Here is a 16768-nt window from a genome sequence, read left to right as displayed (position 1 = left end):
TCTGATGGGTCGGGCGGCTATTCTGCCACGATATGGGCGCGCTGTGTCGAGAAACTCCCGCCAGCAAACGCTGTCGGGAGTTTCTGCTATTTCAATGGCAGATAGATGTCAGTGATCAGTTGGTGTTCCGGCACATCGTGAATAAAGTTCTGATAATGAAAGAACAGTGGAAAATCTCGCAGCTCCTCACCGTTGGCTGGCAGCCAGTCGCTATAAAGCCTGCGCGCGCTTGCGGCAATGGCATCGTGCGAACCATGATGACGCAACAGCGCACAGCGACCGGCGGGGATAAGCGCATTGACCACACCAAACGCATTTTCTTCCGGGATCGGGGCTGTTATCGAGCCGCAGATATCAAAGCGGAATATCTCTGCGGGGGTGCTGGCCGGGTCATGGTGGGCAATGCCAAATGTCTGGCTGCTGACAATCGGTGATAAGCCGGTGGTTTTGCGCCAGGTGATAAAACGCGCCGCCGTCTCCATAATGCGTTCGGGCTGGCCGTAATGTGACAACATCGCCACCTGGGTGGCGGGAAAATTGATGATAGTGACCGGCATCGTTTCTCTCCGTTTGGTCTGTAACTGCGGCATACGCTGGTGCCAACTGACCCAGGCGGGCTGCTGACGAAATTCACTCGGCGTCATCGCAAACATCTGCTTGAACGCACGACTGAACGACTCCGCATGCTGAAAGCCTGCATCCAGCGCAATATCGATAATCTTCTCGGACGGATTGAATGCCAGCCGGTATGACGCACGTTTCAGACGCATCAACTGAATGTAGCGCCCCGGCGCGACACCGCAGTAACCGGTAAATTGCCGGTGGAAATGGTAGGGCGAAAAATGGGCGACTTCGCTCAGTTGTTCCAGCAGCAGCGGATCGTCAAGGTGTTGATCGATATAATCAAACACCTTGTTAAAGCGCTGGTGGTAAACCTCAGTTTTGTTGACGGGCATGGCATTCTCCTTGCCATTAACTATGCCTGAGCGGTGGCGCGTTTGGCCTGACGGATCTTGCTGAGTTTGGCTAGCACCCGGCGGCGATATAATCCCCGTTGGCGCTGACCGGGATAACGGTGAGGAACAGCACGGTGGCAAAAAGGATGATAATCACACCGCCCGCGATCCGTACCGCCGGAATCAACCAGCGATAGTTTTCGTTGTCACGACTGAAAAAGGTCACGGTACGATGGCGCGCATAACGCACCGCCAGCGACAACCCCAGGATGGACAGTGCCGTCCCCAATGACATCGTCATCACAGCGGCGATCCCCCAACTGACAATCCCCAGCGTATTGGAAAACAGCAGAATCATAATCGCACCGCTGCATGGCCGCGCACCAATCGCCAGCACCACGCCGAGGCGGGTTTTCCAGTCTGCGTGGGTTAAATCCGCGCCGACACCGTGATGCCCACAACCGCATTGTTCCGGGTGCTGATGCAGCGGTTTGATCGTACTGATGGCTATTTTTCGTGGTCGCTGCTGGTACAACGTCTGCCAGATAACAAACGCACCAAACGCGCCAATCAGCAGCGCGCTGACTTTTTCCACATACCAACGGCTGGTACTGAGATCGCCAGCCGCCAGGTTAAAACCGACTGCCAGGATATAGACAAACAAAATGGCACAGATGCCCTGCATCAGGCTGCCAAGAAACGGCACCACGCGCGCCGCCAGCTGGCTTTCTTTGTTGGTGCTGAGATAGGTGGTGACGATAAATTTGCCATGCCCCGGCCCGATAGCGTGCAGTACGCCGTAAATAAATGCGCCGCCTAACAACCATATCCCACCGGTGTAGTCGTGGCTGTTGAGTTGCAGCAGGTACGTCACCAGCCTGCGGTGCAGCGAGATTTGCGTGGCGAGACTCCATTGCAGGAATGCGGGCCAGTGGGTGTAGAGCGTGGTGGTGATCAGCAGCAATGTCAGGGTGAGGAGTGCTGCGATGGGGATGCGCCAGTCACGAGTGAGGGAGCGAGTTAGCATGCGGTGGCCTGGGTGGTGGGTTAAGGGGATATGGTGGGAATGCTAGTGGGTGTTTGGGGGGAATGCTACGACATTCGGTTGAATGGATTTCAGACACAAAAAAAGCCGCTCTTAAGCGACTTAATTTCTTCATCAATCATTGGTACCGAAGGCATGACTCTCAAGATAAATCAGTTATTTCACCCCCGCTTCGAGTTAACACCTCTTATTGTTTTTCATTTAACACTTTCCGAAACTGGGTTTGTTGAAAAAGTCATATAGGTTTTTAATCCAGAAAGACGTTTCACGCCGCGCGGATCAGACAGGAAAGGAATGCGCAAATGAGGTGACTTAGAAATTTTTACGGTCCATCTGACATCATCGATAAACTGAAAATGAACACTCTCTTCATCTGTGGAGGCATTTTCAAATGCGCCCGAAGCGTATTCTCCGCCAAGATGGGCAATCTCAATAACGCCCTGCTCACGGCTTATCAGGGTAATTGTCAGCGACTCTTCAAACAGAACGTCATCGGTGGTAAAGATCAAATAGCGATCCTCATCCACCCGAAAAGCCGCTTCCAGTACCTTTCCGGGTACCACTATGCCAGATGGCTTACCGTCAAAATAAATCTCTGAACACGCCTGCGAGAACTCGGTTTGCCCGGAATGTTCGACCAGGGATAATGTGCTGAGCTGTTGCATGATTACCTCCAAAAATATCCCATTTCCCATGCGGCAAGCGCACCACCGATAAATCCACCGATGAGAACACAAATAGGTGCTCCCGGACCACACACCAGCCCCGCAACCATGCCACCTGCGGCTCCGCCTGCAATACCAGCACCATTAATTGCCAGCTGGCGTCCAGTTTCTGCGACCTTATTTTCCGAGGTGTAAATTTCGTACAGGGACACGGCTATGGAAAGAACCACAAGCCCCTTTCCCACTAGGGAGAGTTTCAGCATCCTCAAATTAACCTGAGGATTTGATTTACCAGCAGATTCAACAATGCTGGCATAGACCTGATTTTTCTGAGCCTGAGAAAGCGTATTGAAATTAGTACGTGGCCCGAACAGGGAAATGGCTTTCTTAGCCACTAATTCATTGAGCGTTTTCCCCGAAGACTTCATCTGCTGAGCCATGGCACGCCCGAGCGGGGTACTCCGCGTTCTGACCAGATCCATGATCAGATTGCGTGTTTCCTGCGCCTGCTGCGCTGCCTGTTCCCAGCTAATAAGACCAATGTTTGCTCTTGAGCGGAGATCTTCAGCCATCTCTTTAATGCGTTTCGAATACTCCAGACGTAAACGTGGATCAATTAACAGGCGTGCAGTGGCTGCTGAGATGTCTCCCTGGAGCGCATTCACAGCAGATTCAAACTGCTCACGTCCCTGGCTGTTTACTGAGTTTAAAAGGGAAGTATCCATTTTCGTTTCCTTATCTCATGCCTGGAATGACTCTAGCAAAACATAGGGAAAATAAAAAAAGAAGTATTAAAAATAGTTAGTAATTAACCCAGAAAAATCTGCAGCCTGTTGCAATCAAGCAGGAGAAGACAGGGAAATTTCACGAGGTCACTATTACTCCGGCTATGCATTCTATTGTGGTGGCGCCGGGAAGAAGCCAAAGACTGCCCTTAATTAGGATCATACATATTCAGCATGTCCGATCTGAGGATGAAGGGTCAGTAAGTTTCACAAAACGCGGTTTTGACTTAGTACGGAAGGTCCAGACGCCATGCAGGTTCCAAGATGTGGGGGCCATACTCCACGCAAAAGCAAGGGTCGGATCTTATTCGAGAACGTCACACCACTGGAACACATCACAAAACTGTCGGTGCAAGCAAACCAGGCCTAAACACTGTTCTATACCGGGTTAACGCAGGAGACTGCTGACACAGTATCAAAAGAGCTTTCTCTCAGGGGAGGAATGGTAAAGATGAAAAAACGTACAGCAACAGTTTTAACTGTATTGTCCCTGCTTGCTTCCCTATCATTGGCGTCACACGCAGGCCGCATCAAGACGCAACTCACTAACCAAGAGTAGATAGCCAACGGCAAAACGCTTTGCCAATATGAGAATTCCATTTACTCATTCAGCTATGTCACACAAAGCAAGTATTCTCCCCTCTTTGTTAAAATCTTCCACATAGAGGACTCAGACTAATGGAGAAAGTTGCCCCACTTGTCAGTGTGATGAACCGTTACGTTCACGCTATACCTTTTTCCCCTAGCCATTTGTAGTAATATTGTCCCCTTGTGACGCGTTTCTGATTCTTGGGATCAACTTTGATGAAAAAGAACAAAACGCAGTTTTGATTTTTTAGCGACTGAGTGGAAATACGATGCGTCTTTTGGAATTGGCTGAACAGAATAGAAAAGAAGCGAATAAGCTACTCAACCCAAAGACCAAATCAGCACTAGGCCAATTTATGACTCCAGGCCCGATTTGTCTGTTCATGGCAAGTCTGTTCGACAACATCGAAAGTGACGTTAAGTTACTTGATCCTGGATGTGGAGTGGGATCACTTTCGGCTGCATTCGTAGATCGAGCTTTGTCCTTGGGAGTTGAAAAAATAGAGCTCGATGTCTATGACATTGAAGAGGTGATGCTGCCATTTTTGGATAAAACACTAAAATCATGTGCAAATGAGTTTGGGGAAAAATTTTCACATAAAATCAACACCAAGGACTACATAATTGAAACAAGCCTGCGCATAAAAAACCTTTTCGACCCGGAAGAGATTGAAACGTACAGTCATGTAATCATGAATCCCCCATACAAAAAAATTCTATCCTCCAGCCCTCACAGAATCTCCATGAGCAACGCAGGAATAGAAACCGTCAATTTATATTCGGGGTTTGTTGCTTTAGCGTTAAAACAGTTGAAATCAGGTGGGGAATTAGTAGCAATCATTCCTCGTTCTTTCTGTAATGGCCCGTACTATCAACCTTTCCGGGAACAATTACTTTCTGAAACATCCATCAAGAAAATTCACATTTTTGACTCTCGAAAGACTGCTTTTGCAGAAGATGAGGTTCTTCAAGAAAATATTATCATTCACTGCATCAAAGGTGTATCTCAAGGCGAAGTTACGATCACCTCAAGTCCAACATCTGATTTTCATCTTGATGAAGAAACCGGGCAAATAACAGCTACCGACATGACACAGCGTCAGGTTTCGATCGACAAAATAGTAAACTCTACGGATAAACAGAAGTTCATACATATCGCAGCAAGCCCGCGTGAACAGGACATTGTTGAAAGATTGTCCCCATTCACATCAACATTAGACGATCTAAAAATTCAGGTCAGTACAGGACCTGTCGTTAACTTTCGACTTCGAGACGACTTGCGCGAAACTTTAGATGCAGAATCCGTTCCGCTTCTTTTCCCTCAGCATTTAAACGGGAAAGTTCATTGGCCCCTCGACGGAAAAAAGCCAAATGCTATAAGGGTTTCAGATTCATCACGCCCATGGCTTTGGAAAAATGAGGGCTACTTTCTGATCATTAAAAGATTTAGCAGTAAAGAAGAAAAACGTCGAATCGTAGCAACTTTGTATGACTCATCTCTTCCAGGTGATTTAATCGGTTTTGAAAATAAAACCAATGTATTTCATATTAAAAAAGTTGGTATGGACGCAGATCTTGCCCGTGGGCTTTATGTTTATTTGAACTGCACTTTGTTGGACAAATATTATCGCCAGTTTGGTGGGCACACTCAAATAAATGCCTCAGACCTAAGGTCGATCCACTATCCGCCACTGGAAATTTTGCGGAAAATAGGCAGTGAGTTAGACAGTGAAGTACTTAGTCAGAACCAAATAGATGAAATAATAAATAGGGAATTAGATCTGATGACAGAAGGAAAAACGACTGATCCACTAAAAGCTCAAGAAAAAATTGAACAATCTCTTGAGATATTACGTTTGTTGGGGATGCCACGCCCTCAGATAAATGAACGTTCAGCACTGACCTTACTCGCGCTTCTTGACCTTCACCCTGATGGATGTTGGTCAAAAATACAACGGCCAATGATAGGTGTCACTCCGATCATGGATTGGTGTAGGGACGTATACGGTAAAGAATATGCCCCTAATACTCGTGAAACATTCCGCCGACAAACACTCCATCAATTTTGTGATGGTGGAGTTGCTTTATACAACCCTGATGAACCCAACCGGGCGGTTAATTCTCCCAAAGCCTGCTACCAAATAGCACCTGAATTGCATTCCGTGCTGCTAACGTATGGTACTCCTGAATGGGATGAGTCACTCAAAGGGCATATGGGAAACATATCCACCTTGGTTGAACAGTATGCAATGGCAAGAAAAATGGAAATGATCCCTTTGAAGCTGAACGACGGAACGGATCTCACCTTAAGCCCTGGTGCCCACAGTCAGTTAATCAAGGATATCATTGTTGAGTTTGGTCCTCGCTTCGCCCCAGAAGCCGAAGTGATATATATCGGCGACACTGGAGCGAAAGAAGATCATTTCCGCAAGGAACGGCTTGCTGAGCTGGGAGTAACAGTTAACCGCAAAGGAAAACTGCCAGATGTTGTTCTCTATTGGGAAGAACGTAATTGGTTACTGCTAATCGAGTCAGTCACCTCTCATGGACCAGTTGACGGAAAACGCCATGGTGAATTAGCAAAATTATTTGCGAATGCAAAACCCGGATTGGTTTATGTTACGGCGTTTCCTGACCGTAAAGTAATGGCTAAATACCTTATGGATCTATCGTGGGAAACAGAAGTTTGGGTTGCAGATGCACCTACTCATATGATCCATCTGAATGGTGATCGATTCCTCGGTCCACATACTTGAAGTAAAAAGAGCAAGAATTGATGGAACCTAGCACTGGCTCCATTTTTTTAAATTTGCAAATTGCAATGCGTCCAATCACAGCAGTGCAAAATAGTATGGCAGGAGAAGGGGCATGCCAGCCCCTTTGTATTTAGCTGAACTCAGATAAATTTCCTAGCCTCTGCGACCATTGTCAACTCCACCGCCTCGGCCTTCTTCTATTCCAGCCAGACTTCCCATTCAGATGTTGCCAGAAACCTACGAGCGTGGTTCTTACGGTTGTCGCGTTTAGTTACAAGGGCAGCTACAAGTCCGCACAACACCTGCGCCTTCAGCAGCACCTCAGCAGACTGACGGAGAGCGCATAATGGCCCTGAACGCACCAGTGCCTATGAAGCCCCGTTGTGAAGCACACCTGGTATCAGTGCCGGAATCTGGAATGCTCCTGCACGTTCATTGCGCTGGAGAGCGTTGAGCGGACATGATGAAGCCGCAGAAAGTGACAGACAGGGAGAACGCCGGGGAGCAGGAAATTGCGGAGCGGCAGGCACAGACACTGAACCGCTACGGCTCCGCCAGTAAACTGTCCAGGCGTCAGCAGGCCCCCGTCTGAAAAGCGTCTAATCCTCATCTGAACCGGCCACCGCGCCGGTTTTTTTGTGTTCCTTTTCCCTGGCTGGCCTTCTCATGCGCGAGTGCATGTCTATGCTGCATGAAAACGCATGAATTCCTGCACCCTGATTATCCCCGCGCAGGCCAGATGCGGCGCGGCCCGGCACCATTCATGCAGGTGCATGAAAACCGCTACATAAAGCGGGCAGGCGTGGCGGGGGTACGAGAGCGCGCTGTTGAGATAACCCATTGAAAATAAATCCTAAACAACACTAAAACGTAGCGAACAATGAAACACATCTTCATTAAAGGGAAATATTTCCCGCCTATTTTCAAATAACTATAGGTGCAGTAAAAAGAAATAATGTATAACTAAACGAAGTGGCATGAAATCACTTCCTTGCCTAAGCAAATTTTTAAATACAAACCCACCCCACTATTTAGTAAATGGTTTATAGAGCGAAACATGATAAAAATACAGCGAATAGAATTAAATGGATTTAAATCCTCAAGCTCAAGATTAAACGTGCTTTTTTCTGCCAGCAATATATCCGTCATATATGGTGAAAACGGAAGTGGGAAAACAACATTCCTAAAGATTCTTCATGCTATTTTTGAAAAAGATGAGTCTGTTTTAATTCAAAATAAAGTATCTGGAGTGTCTATATATTACTCCACACCCATTGGATATGACAGAGTGGTTATAAAAAGAAAGTATGATACAACAAAAAGAAATGAACTAAACAAGAAATTGGAAACCTCTGAATATAACTGGTCAGATTTTCAATCATCACCTTTAAGCGAGGTTTCATCCCTTTCCATGGGAGTAGAAAGGGGGGTTGTCAATCAAGCATCTCGTGTTGAACCTCGCCAGATATATGAGTTTTTTGCTAAAAACAAAAACATTATAAACAAAGAAATAGATTTATTCTCAATTTCGCATGAAATGTCAACCTTCTTAAGGCTCACTCAAAACAAATACAAGTCAAAATCAGAAATAAATCAATTCGAGCTTATTAAGAAAAACCTTCACCTTCAATCAATAAAGATAGAAAATATTGAATCCTTACTATTGGAAAAGTATAAAATAGCAAGAATAACAGCAACAAAAAGAATACAAAGCGCTTTGTTCGATACATTATCATTGGCCATAACCCTCAATGAAACAACAGTAAGCAGAGATCCTAGCACAAATTTACCCAGGGATTTCGAGGGGCGATTAATAGAGTATAAAGATAGAATAATTGAGGCTTTAGATGACGGCGAAGAAAATAATTTTAAGTCTAAAGTAATTCAAATTCTTTCCGATGAAAATTTTGAGAACGAAGTATCACGTTACAGGCACCATGAAATCCTCGGCCCACTCTTCATGAACATCATGAATGAATTGGAATTAGAAAAACAAATGCTGAGCTCAATAAATTTATTAATTGACACATTTAATCGATTCTTAATCAATGGTAAGGAGTTAATTGTTAGAGATGAGCAAATATTTGTACAAATCGGTAGAATCAGACATAGTTTGAGTGAGTTATCTAGTGGTGAAAGGCATATTCTAACATTCTTATGCCTTGTTTTATTTGAGGGAGGGAAGAGAAACTTCTTGATAATCGATGAGCCAGAGATATCTTTAAATATTAAATGGCAAAGGGAACTTTTGACTTTATTTTCTGAATTAGTCCCTAAAACTCAAATAATAGTTGCGTCTCACAGCCCATCATTAGCCAATCGCAACCCTAACTATCTTTGTGAACTAGAATTACATGTAGGTCAATAAAAATGAAATATGAAATAGGGGAAGTTTTAAATACAGCAATAATGACCAATACTATAAGTGTAATAGTTGAGGGAACGGATGACATACAACTATATGACTCACTTGCAAAAAGTGCAGGTAAGTTAGCAGAGGTTTTCCCTATTGAAACTATTGATGGCTTTTCACCTGGATGTCAAAATGTAGTTTTAGCAATGGATGAAATTATCCGAATCCCTCAAACCCGATGGCAACATAAAAAATATATCGTCGGAATTATTGATAAGGATGTAAAGGATTTTCGAGGTGAAGTGCCTACAAACCCTCTAATTCTAATGCTTTGTTACTATTCAATGGAATCGCATTTTGTCAGCAAGGAAATTATACCTAAGCTATTACAATTATGCACAAAAATATCCAACTCAATGATAACTGACGATCTGATAGAACATTACTTTCAATTGATATCACTTAATGATGAAGATTTCTTTTTATTATCTCTGGAATCACTTAAGAGTGCATTATATCCTAGTTATGATAGCAAGTTTTCTTACGGTTATTCTGAAGGGAGAATCCTGTCAGCTTCGGATATTAGTAATGTTAGAGAAAAAAAAGATGATTTATTAGAATTCGCCAATGAACAAGGTTTATCTAATTGCTTGCCTGATTTAAAGAGGTTCTCAAAAGGCAAATGGCTACTACATTATTTTTGCTATAAAGCATTAAAAGAAATTGATAATTTGAAAGTCAATTGTGGTGCCCATCCTATTAGCCCATGTATCATGTGCTCAACCAATGGAAAATTAGAAGGGCACTGTTTATATAAGACGAAGGATGCGATAAATACTAAAAACCTTAAACATTTAATAATGTCAAATATTTGGATATCAGAATTCGATTACATAAGAGACAATTTTAAATCAATGGTATAGCAAAGAGAAATCGCCTTCTCCCATAGATAAATCAACAAGTCATCTATGGGAGTAATCATAGGGAGAAATGAATTCTCTTTTTATATCTTCAAGATAATCTGCCCACCACTGAACCATTAACCTCCGCTCATCTAAATGTTCAGATGTATGAATATAAGCCGCTCGCACGTTATTACGTTCCGAGTGGCTTAACTGTCGTTCAATAGCATCATCAGACCATAATCCAGACTCGCCCAATGCACCTCGCGCCATAGTTCTAAACCCATGGCCACAAACTTCAGTTTTAGTGTCATAACCCATCGCACGCAAAGCGTTGTTAACTGTGTTTTCGCTCATCACCTTTTTAGAATCATGATCTCCGGGAAATAAGCGTGGATTGTCACCGCTAAGTTGCTTTAGCTGATCAAGTAAAGTCAGTGCCTGACGGCTCAATGGCACTATATGCTCCTCTTTCATCTTCATACCACGTAGATTAGCCCCTTAGATCACCAGACACTTCGCCTCTCTTAAAATAAGAGGTAGTCTTGGAACTATGTTTAACACCAGTCAGAATAATAAGATGGTTGAAGTGTTATCAGGACCTGAGCGACGTCGGCGTCGTACTCCGCAGGAAAAAATTGCCATTATTCAGCAGACTATGGAACCGGGCATGACCGTGTCTCACGTCGCACGACTGCACGGTATCAATGCTAATCAGATCTTCAAGTGGCGCAGGCAATATGAAGACGGCTCACTGACCGCCGTGACCTCAGGCGGAGAAGTCGTTCCCGCTTCCGAGCTTGCTGCTGCCAATAAGCAAATCCGCGAACTTCAGCGTCTTCTGGGCAAAAAAACGATGGAAGCCGAAATACTCAAAGAGGCCGTGGAGTTCGGCCGGACAAAAAAATGGATTGCGCATGCGCCCTTGTTGCCAGAGGACGACGAATAAGCGATGTCAGCCGCAGTATTGGCGTGTCGCGTGCGCAACTGAGTCTCAGGGTCCACCGTTCGCCTGACTGGCAGGATCGCAGGCTGTATGCCAGTTTTGACGATACTGCGGTGTTATCCCGGATACATACCCTGGTCGCCGAACTGCCCACATATGGTTATCGCCGGGTATGGGCGCTGTTGCGGCGACAGTCAGAGCGTGACGCGCTTCCTGTTGTGAACGCAAAACGCGTGTACCGGATTATGCGTACTCATCACCTGCTGCTGGAGCGCAAACCTGCTGATCCTCAGCGTAAGCGTGCACATAAAGGTCGCGTGTCGGTCACGGAGAGCAACCGGCGCTGGTGTTCAGATGGCTTCGAGTTCCGTTGCGACAATGGTGAAAAGCTGCGGGTAACCTTCGCACAGGACTGCTGCGACCGGGAGGTCATCGACTGGGCAGCGAGCACTGGTGGCTATGACAAAGAAACGGTACAGGACGTCATGTTGGGTGCGGTAGAAAAACGCTTCGGCCAGCATCTGCCGTCAGAACCGGTGGAATGGCTGACAGATAACGGTTCAGCCTACAGAGCGCATGAAACGCGGGCGTTCGCCCGGATGCTGGGGCTTGAGCCATGTACGACCGCAGTTCGTAGCCCGGAAAGCAATGGCATAGCAGAAAGCTTCGTGAAAACGATAAAGCGGGATTACATCAGTGTGATGCCAAAACCGGACAGCCAGGTAGCGGTGATGAACCTGGCGGAGGCGTTCAGTCATTACAACGAACATCACCCGCACAGCGCGCTGGGATATCGCTCGCCGCGGGAATATATACGCAGAAAGTTATCACAACCGTAAGAGAGAAAAGGCGTCTGGATATATAGGGTCAAATCCACCACGATGCGAGTGCCGCACACCTTTTATCTCTTCTCGTTTTGCGGGAATACACCAAAGACACTTATCTAAATCGAACTCATCCCATCTTGCAAAGCGAAGCTCACTTGAACGCACAAAGGTTAGCAGGGAAAGCTCAACAGCTATACGAGTCATAACACGTCCACGATAAGCTCGCAGACGCTCAAGGAATTCAGGGAACCGACTGAAGGGCAAAGCTGGATAATGACGAGCTTTGGTGGTGGATAAAGCTCCAGCCATATCCATCGCGGGGTTAGAGTCAATGTAATCATTCTGTACGGCATAACGCATAATGGCTGTAACACGCTGCTGAAGCCGCTGTGCAACGTCATGCTTACCGCTGGTATCAACCTTTTTAATCGGGGCTAACAGGTGGCTGGTTTTGAGCTGGCGAATATCGAACGAACCGATATAAGGAAAAATATAAAGCTCAAGATAGCGAAGAATGCGCGATCGATGGTCTTCACTCCATCGCTTGTTACTGGCATGCCATTCACGAGCAATGGTTTCGAAAGCATATGCCCCCGAATTTTCGGCCTGAGCTTCTTTCTGTTCAGCTTTTGGGTCAATCCCCTGCCCTAACAGTTTTTTGGCTTCATCGCGTTTGGCCCTTGCCTCAGCAAGAGTTACTGTCGGCCAGACACCAAATGCCAGGCGATCTTCTTTCTTGTCAGAAGGACGCCTGTATTTCATGCGCCAGTATTTAGAACCCTTTGCCGAAACCTCAAGGTACAAACCGCCACCGTCGGCCATTTTATAGGTTTTCTCTTTGGGCTTTGCGGTCTCGACCTGTCTGGCGTTGAGCTTCATTTTGGGGGCACATTTCTAATCGAAGTGAATATGCCCCCAATTATGCCCCCAGTGCCCCCCGGATTTCAACGGACGAACTCGGACAACTCAGGACGTAAAAATCGAAGCATTCATTGATTTTAAAGGGATAAATGGACTTTCTCGGAAGGTCTTGGAAGAACTAATGGTGCCGAAGGCCGGACTCGAACCGGCACGTATTTCTACGGTTGATTTTGAATCAACTGCGTCTACCGATTTCGCCACTTCGGCACTGAAGAGGATGCGGAAAACGTTGGGGATTATACCGTTACCGACAAGGCACGCAACCGGAATCGATCCGGATGTGCGCTAAGCGCTGAAAAAAGCACCACCACCTCGGCTACCAGCAAATTTCCGCGCAAAATCCCGCCAAAAACCAGAACATTCCCAATCTCCCCTACCCCCTGGAACTTTCTTAGGTCTACCCTCTCTTAAGCAACACTGACACCAGTCAGCCATAAAGAGAAATGAGGTTGAAATGACTAAAACAACACAACGCGTGATTTGGGGATGGGGTATTGCTGCGTTACTGGTTGCAGGCAGCGCATCAGCAGCGAGCTGGCAGGATCAACTGAGCAGCGCCGCTTCACAGCTGAGCAGCGGAACCACCAGCGGCAGCAGCACGTCGAGCGAAGGGATGTCGCTTTCATCGGTCACTGGCTTGCTGAACGGCGGTGACAAAGCCGTTAGCGCCAACAGCATGACCAATGCGGCAGGTGTGATGCAGTACTGCGTTGAACACAATGTGGTGAAAAACAACGTAGAGTCGGTGAAAGATCAGGTATTGGGCAAACTTGGCCTGAGCAGCACCACCGCCCAGGAACAGAAAACCGATTACCAGCAGGGTCTGCAAGGCTTGCTTAACACCGGCAACGGCCAGCAGCTGAACCTCGAGAGCCTGAGCAACTCCACGATGGGCGAAAAGCTGAAGACCAAAGCCTGTGATGTGGTACTGAAGCAAGGCAAGAAATACATCGGGATGTAATGACATTGGGCAGCGCAGGACCGTGAGGCAGGCTGTCCCCTGGTTCAATGTCCTGCGTTGCCCCTCCCGCCAACTCCCTGCATCGTGCTGCCCGTCACGCCCTTCCCTTGAGGGGTGATTTCCCCGCACCATCATTAACGCTATAGTGGGATTTTAGATCTCACAGGACAGCGCGCATGAAAGGCATCAACATTGCGATTTACTTCGATCCCGACCTGATTCGCATTTGCGTACATCAACAGGACGGCAGCTATCTCAGCCAGAACTTCAATTACGACGACAGCGTGATTGAAGAGATTTACCAATGGCTGGAGCAGTTCACCCCCAATCGCACGCACATTTGCCTGATTGAGCATGACACCGCCGACCTCCTTGCGGATGAACTGGTGGATAACGGTTATCACGTCCATCAGATAAGCCAACACGATTTGCTGAACTGGTTTGCCAGCGAACCGCCGTCCTCACCCGATGGCTCGCCAGTACGCGCCCTGCTGCGCTACCTGGAAAACGAAATGCCGCCTGAATATCAGTCACGCACCCCGCAGATTGAAGCCCTGATGGATCTGCTGGATGAGCTGGACGCACTGGAAGCGGTAGAAGAAGCCGAAGATGAAGACAGCCTGCCCGATGACGTACTGCGCCTGATGAAGCAGAAAAAAATCAGCGCCCATGATGCTGCGTTGCGCCTGATCCCTGATGTCAACGAACGCATTCGCGAACATCTGATCAACTATCCTGATTTGATGACACCCGAATTGCTGGAAGACTTTTTCCCTGAGTTGATCGAAGCGCTGGATCGCCCGAAACACTAATCACCTACATCACGTTGTCTCCGTAAACTGAACCGCGCCGAGCTGTCATCGGCGCGCCTGCATCAGAAGGAACCGACATGCTGGATCTTTTCAAAGCCATTGGCCTCGGGCTGGTGGTCATTCTCCCCCTTGCCAATCCACTCACCACCGTCGCGCTGTTTCTCGGCCTTGCCGGTGATATGAATTTTCAGGAACGTAACCGCCAGGCCATGCAGGCCTCCATCTATGTTTTTCTGATTATGATGGTGGCCTGGTACGCGGGCACTGCGGTGCTGCACACCTTTGGGATCTCCATTCCCGGCCTGCGCATGGCGGGCGGGCTGATTGTGGCCTTTATCGGTTTTCGTATGCTATTTCCCGCCAAACCCGTGGGCCATTCAATGGAGGCGGAGCATAAACAGGATGAGCTGGAATCGAGTGATAACCATCGCGAAAGCGTGAATATCGCCTTTGTGCCGCTGGCGATGCCCAGCACCGCCGGTCCGGGCACCATTGCGATGATCATCAGCTCAGCCTCGACGATACGCAGCGGCGTTGATTTCCCTGGCTGGGTAATCGCGGTGGCACCGGTGATGATCTTCTTTTTGGTTTCACTGATTTTGTGGATATCGCTGCGCAGTTCAGGCGCGATAATGAAACTGGTAGGGAAAGGCGGTATTGAGGCGATTTCACGCCTGATGGGCTTTTTGCTGGTGTGTATGGGTGTGCAGTTTATTATCAACGGCGTGCTGGAAGTGATTCATACTTATCACTAATCCGTTGAAAATCAGCGCGATAAATCGCGCCGCTACCATTAAATCCGTGCACCTGGCATAAAAATCAGCGCGATAAATCGCGCCGCTACAACTAAATCCGTGCACTGGGGCATAAAAAATCAGCGCGATAAATCGCGCCGCTACAACTAAATCCGTGCACTGGGGCATAAAAAATCAGCGCGATAAATCGCGCCGTTACTATGAATGACAGGGGCGGCCTGAACGCCGCCCCGATGATCATTAGTGCTTCAGAGTCTTACGAACGTCAGCAACCTGATCTTTCGTGACTGCCGGAGCGTTGTTGCTCCAGCCCTGGCGAATAAAGGTCGCCAGTTGCGCCACTTCATCATCGCTCAGACGGTTGGCAAAACCAGGCATCAACAAGGTTGAGGCTGTTTTTTCAGTCGATGGCTGCTGTGCACCTTCCAGAATGGTGTGGATCAGTCCGGTTGGATCTTTGGCGTTGACGATCGTGGCCTGATCCAGTTCCGGGAACACGCCCGGCGCGCCTTTACCGGTGACAAAGTGGCACGCGCCACAGTTGTCGAGGTACAGACGCTCACCTTCCGACAGATTTTTGCCTGCGGTCAGCTTCGCTTCCGTCGCCTGCTGGGCCTGAACGTTGTACGCCTGCAACGGCGGGTTGCCGCCCAGGAACTTCAGGTAGGCTGCGATGGCTTTCAGGTCGGCATCGGTCATGTGCGAGCTGCTGTGCTCAATCACCGACTTCATCTCACCGCCAACAGCCGCTTTATCGTTACGACCGGTTTGCAGGTAATCAACGATCTCCTGCTCGCTCCAGCGCGGCAGACCACGCAGTGACGGCACATCCCAGTTGTTCAGGCTACCACCAGCGAGGAACTGATCATCGCTGCTGTCGAGCGCTTTCTCGTTCATACCCAGACCGCGCGGCGTATGGCAGCTACCGCAGTGACCAAGGCTTTCCACGATATAAGCACCACGGTTCACCTCTTCAGAGGCACCGCCAATCGGCTGGAACGGCTTGTCAGAGGTGAACGCCCAGTTCCAGAAACGCATACCCCAGCGCTGGCTGAACGGGAAGCTCAGTTTGGTTTCCGGTGGCTGCTCCGCACTCGGTTTTACGCCCTGCATAAAGTAGACATACAACGCGTGCATATCTTCATCGCTGATTTTGGCGTAATCCGGGTAAGGCATCGCCGGGTAAAGGTGGGAGCCATCCGGCAGCACGCCTTTACGCACCGCATCGGAGAACTGCTGCTCGGTATAGTTACCGATACCGTGTTCTTTATCCGGCGTGATGTTGGTGGAGTAAATGGTGCCCAGATTAGACTCAATCGCCAGGCCACCGGCATAGTCCGGCTTACCCGCTACCGAGTGACAGGCCATACAGTCGCCGAGACGCGACAGGTATTCACCCTTTTTGATCAGTTGTGCGTCATCTGCCGCGTGCGCCTGCGCCGCAATGCTTCCCAGCAACACGGCATTAGCGATTAACAATGATTTTAATTTCATGT

General features: G+C 47.8%; 12 protein-coding genes, 1 tRNA gene and 3 pseudogenes. 8 read left to right on the top strand and 8 right to left on the bottom strand.

Annotated elements, in window-relative coordinates; all coding sequences use genetic code 11:
- Window positions 1-86 precede the first annotated feature (86 nt).
- The 4 genes from AC6I8T_RS02985 to AC6I8T_RS02970 form a co-directional block, all read right to left on the bottom strand.
- Window positions 87-956, bottom strand: coding sequence for an AraC family transcriptional regulator (locus AC6I8T_RS02985; protein ID WP_497833488.1), 870 nt, complete (start codon window positions 954-956; stop codon window positions 87-89).
- A 70-nt stretch (window positions 957-1026) separates the two neighbouring features.
- Complete coding sequence (locus AC6I8T_RS02980) at window positions 1027-1983, bottom strand: nickel/cobalt transporter (protein ID WP_208724726.1); 957 nt, start codon at window positions 1981-1983, stop codon at window positions 1027-1029.
- A gap of 215 nt (window positions 1984-2198) precedes the next feature.
- Window positions 2199-2666 carry a hypothetical protein gene (locus AC6I8T_RS02975; RefSeq protein ID WP_497833487.1) on the bottom strand — a complete coding sequence of 156 codons (468 nt, stop codon included), beginning with the start codon at window positions 2664-2666 and terminating at the stop codon, window positions 2199-2201.
- Between the two features lie 2 nt (window positions 2667-2668).
- The gene (locus tag AC6I8T_RS02970; RefSeq protein WP_497833486.1) at window positions 2669-3391 is read right to left on the bottom strand and encodes a hypothetical protein; all 723 of its coding nucleotides are present in this window, start codon (window positions 3389-3391) and stop codon (window positions 2669-2671) included.
- Window positions 3392-4308: 917 nt separating this feature from the next.
- Here AC6I8T_RS02970 and AC6I8T_RS02965 point away from each other — a divergent pair.
- The 4 genes and pseudogenes from AC6I8T_RS02965 to AC6I8T_RS02950 all read left to right on the top strand — a co-directional run bounded on the left by AC6I8T_RS02965 (window position 4309) and on the right by AC6I8T_RS02950 (window position 10071).
- Window positions 4309-6795, top strand: coding sequence for a BsuBI/PstI family type II restriction endonuclease (locus AC6I8T_RS02965; protein WP_244634017.1), 2487 nt, complete (start codon window positions 4309-4311; stop codon window positions 6793-6795).
- A gap of 357 nt (window positions 6796-7152) precedes the next feature.
- Window positions 7153-7387 (top strand): annotated as a pseudogene (locus AC6I8T_RS02960) (ogr/Delta-like zinc finger family protein); the annotation flags it as partial.
- Window positions 7388-7786: 399 nt separating this feature from the next.
- Window positions 7787-9163: an AAA family ATPase gene (locus AC6I8T_RS02955; protein ID WP_208724723.1), complete on the top strand. Its 1377-nt coding sequence runs from the start codon at window positions 7787-7789 to the stop codon at window positions 9161-9163.
- Between the two features lie 2 nt (window positions 9164-9165).
- Complete coding sequence (locus tag AC6I8T_RS02950; RefSeq protein ID WP_208724722.1) at window positions 9166-10071, top strand: DUF4435 domain-containing protein; 906 nt, start codon at window positions 9166-9168, stop codon at window positions 10069-10071.
- 39 nt (window positions 10072-10110) lie between these two features.
- On the opposite strand, the pseudogene AC6I8T_RS02945 reads toward AC6I8T_RS02950, so the two are convergent.
- Window positions 10111-10539 (bottom strand): annotated as a pseudogene (locus AC6I8T_RS02945) (tyrosine-type recombinase/integrase); the annotation flags it as partial.
- 91 nt (window positions 10540-10630) lie between these two features.
- Here AC6I8T_RS02945 and AC6I8T_RS02940 point away from each other — a divergent pair.
- Window positions 10631-11835, top strand: a protein-coding gene (locus AC6I8T_RS02940; protein WP_303465396.1) for an IS3 family transposase whose coding sequence is annotated in 2 segments (ribosomal slippage) — window positions 10631-10949 and window positions 10949-11835 — 1206 coding nt in all. Because the reading frame shifts where the segments join, the coding sequence is not laid out codon by codon here.
- A gap of 36 nt (window positions 11836-11871) precedes the next feature.
- Here AC6I8T_RS02940 and AC6I8T_RS02935 read toward each other — a convergent pair.
- Window positions 11872-12702, bottom strand: a pseudogene (locus AC6I8T_RS02935) (tyrosine-type recombinase/integrase); the annotation flags it as partial.
- A 164-nt stretch (window positions 12703-12866) separates the two neighbouring features.
- A tRNA-Leu gene (locus AC6I8T_RS02930) sits at window positions 12867-12951 on the bottom strand.
- A gap of 247 nt (window positions 12952-13198) precedes the next feature.
- Between AC6I8T_RS02930 and AC6I8T_RS02925 the strand changes: the two genes are divergently transcribed.
- The 3 genes from AC6I8T_RS02925 (at window position 13199) to AC6I8T_RS02915 (ending at window position 15272) form a co-directional block, all read left to right on the top strand.
- Entirely contained in the window at window positions 13199-13705 is a 507-nt protein-coding gene (locus AC6I8T_RS02925) for a YjjA family protein (protein WP_497833485.1), read from the top strand.
- Between the two features lie 176 nt (window positions 13706-13881).
- A complete protein-coding gene (locus AC6I8T_RS02920; RefSeq protein WP_208724719.1) occupies window positions 13882-14517 on the top strand; it encodes a hypothetical protein in 636 nt (211 codons plus the stop codon).
- A gap of 77 nt (window positions 14518-14594) precedes the next feature.
- Window positions 14595-15272: a MarC family NAAT transporter gene (locus AC6I8T_RS02915; protein WP_021185777.1), complete on the top strand. Its 678-nt coding sequence runs from the start codon at window positions 14595-14597 to the stop codon at window positions 15270-15272.
- A gap of 240 nt (window positions 15273-15512) precedes the next feature.
- Here AC6I8T_RS02915 and AC6I8T_RS02910 read toward each other — a convergent pair whose 3' ends face one another.
- Window positions 15513-16766: a c-type cytochrome gene (locus tag AC6I8T_RS02910; protein ID WP_021185776.1), complete on the bottom strand. Its 1254-nt coding sequence runs from the start codon at window positions 16764-16766 to the stop codon at window positions 15513-15515.
- Window positions 16767-16768: the final 2 nt, after the last annotated feature.

It is taken from the genome of Pantoea sp. X-Soil-OKNW-556 (assembly GCF_059730695.1).
Note: the sequence above shows the minus strand (reverse complement) of the source record. Positions and strands in the feature narration are given on the sequence as shown.

Coding starts and splice junctions, on each gene's coding strand:
- AC6I8T_RS02985 (WP_497833488.1), bottom strand. CDS start 956: ATGCCCGTCAACAAAACTGAGGTTTACCACCAGCGCTTTAACAAGGTG.
- AC6I8T_RS02980 (WP_208724726.1), bottom strand. CDS start 1,983: ATGCTAACTCGCTCCCTCACTCGTGACTGGCGCATCCCCATCGCAGCA.
- AC6I8T_RS02975 (WP_497833487.1), bottom strand. CDS start 2,666: ATGCAACAGCTCAGCACATTATCCCTGGTCGAACATTCCGGGCAAACC.
- AC6I8T_RS02970 (WP_497833486.1), bottom strand. CDS start 3,391: ATGGATACTTCCCTTTTAAACTCAGTAAACAGCCAGGGACGTGAGCAG.
- AC6I8T_RS02965 (WP_244634017.1), top strand. CDS start 4,309: ATGCGTCTTTTGGAATTGGCTGAACAGAATAGAAAAGAAGCGAATAAG.
- AC6I8T_RS02950 (WP_208724722.1), top strand. CDS start 9,166: ATGAAATATGAAATAGGGGAAGTTTTAAATACAGCAATAATGACCAAT.
- AC6I8T_RS02925 (WP_497833485.1), top strand. CDS start 13,199: ATGACTAAAACAACACAACGCGTGATTTGGGGATGGGGTATTGCTGCG.
- AC6I8T_RS02920 (WP_208724719.1), top strand. CDS start 13,882: ATGAAAGGCATCAACATTGCGATTTACTTCGATCCCGACCTGATTCGC.
- AC6I8T_RS02915 (WP_021185777.1), top strand. CDS start 14,595: ATGCTGGATCTTTTCAAAGCCATTGGCCTCGGGCTGGTGGTCATTCTC.
- AC6I8T_RS02910 (WP_021185776.1), bottom strand. CDS start 16,766: ATGAAATTAAAATCATTGTTAATCGCTAATGCCGTGTTGCTGGGAAGC.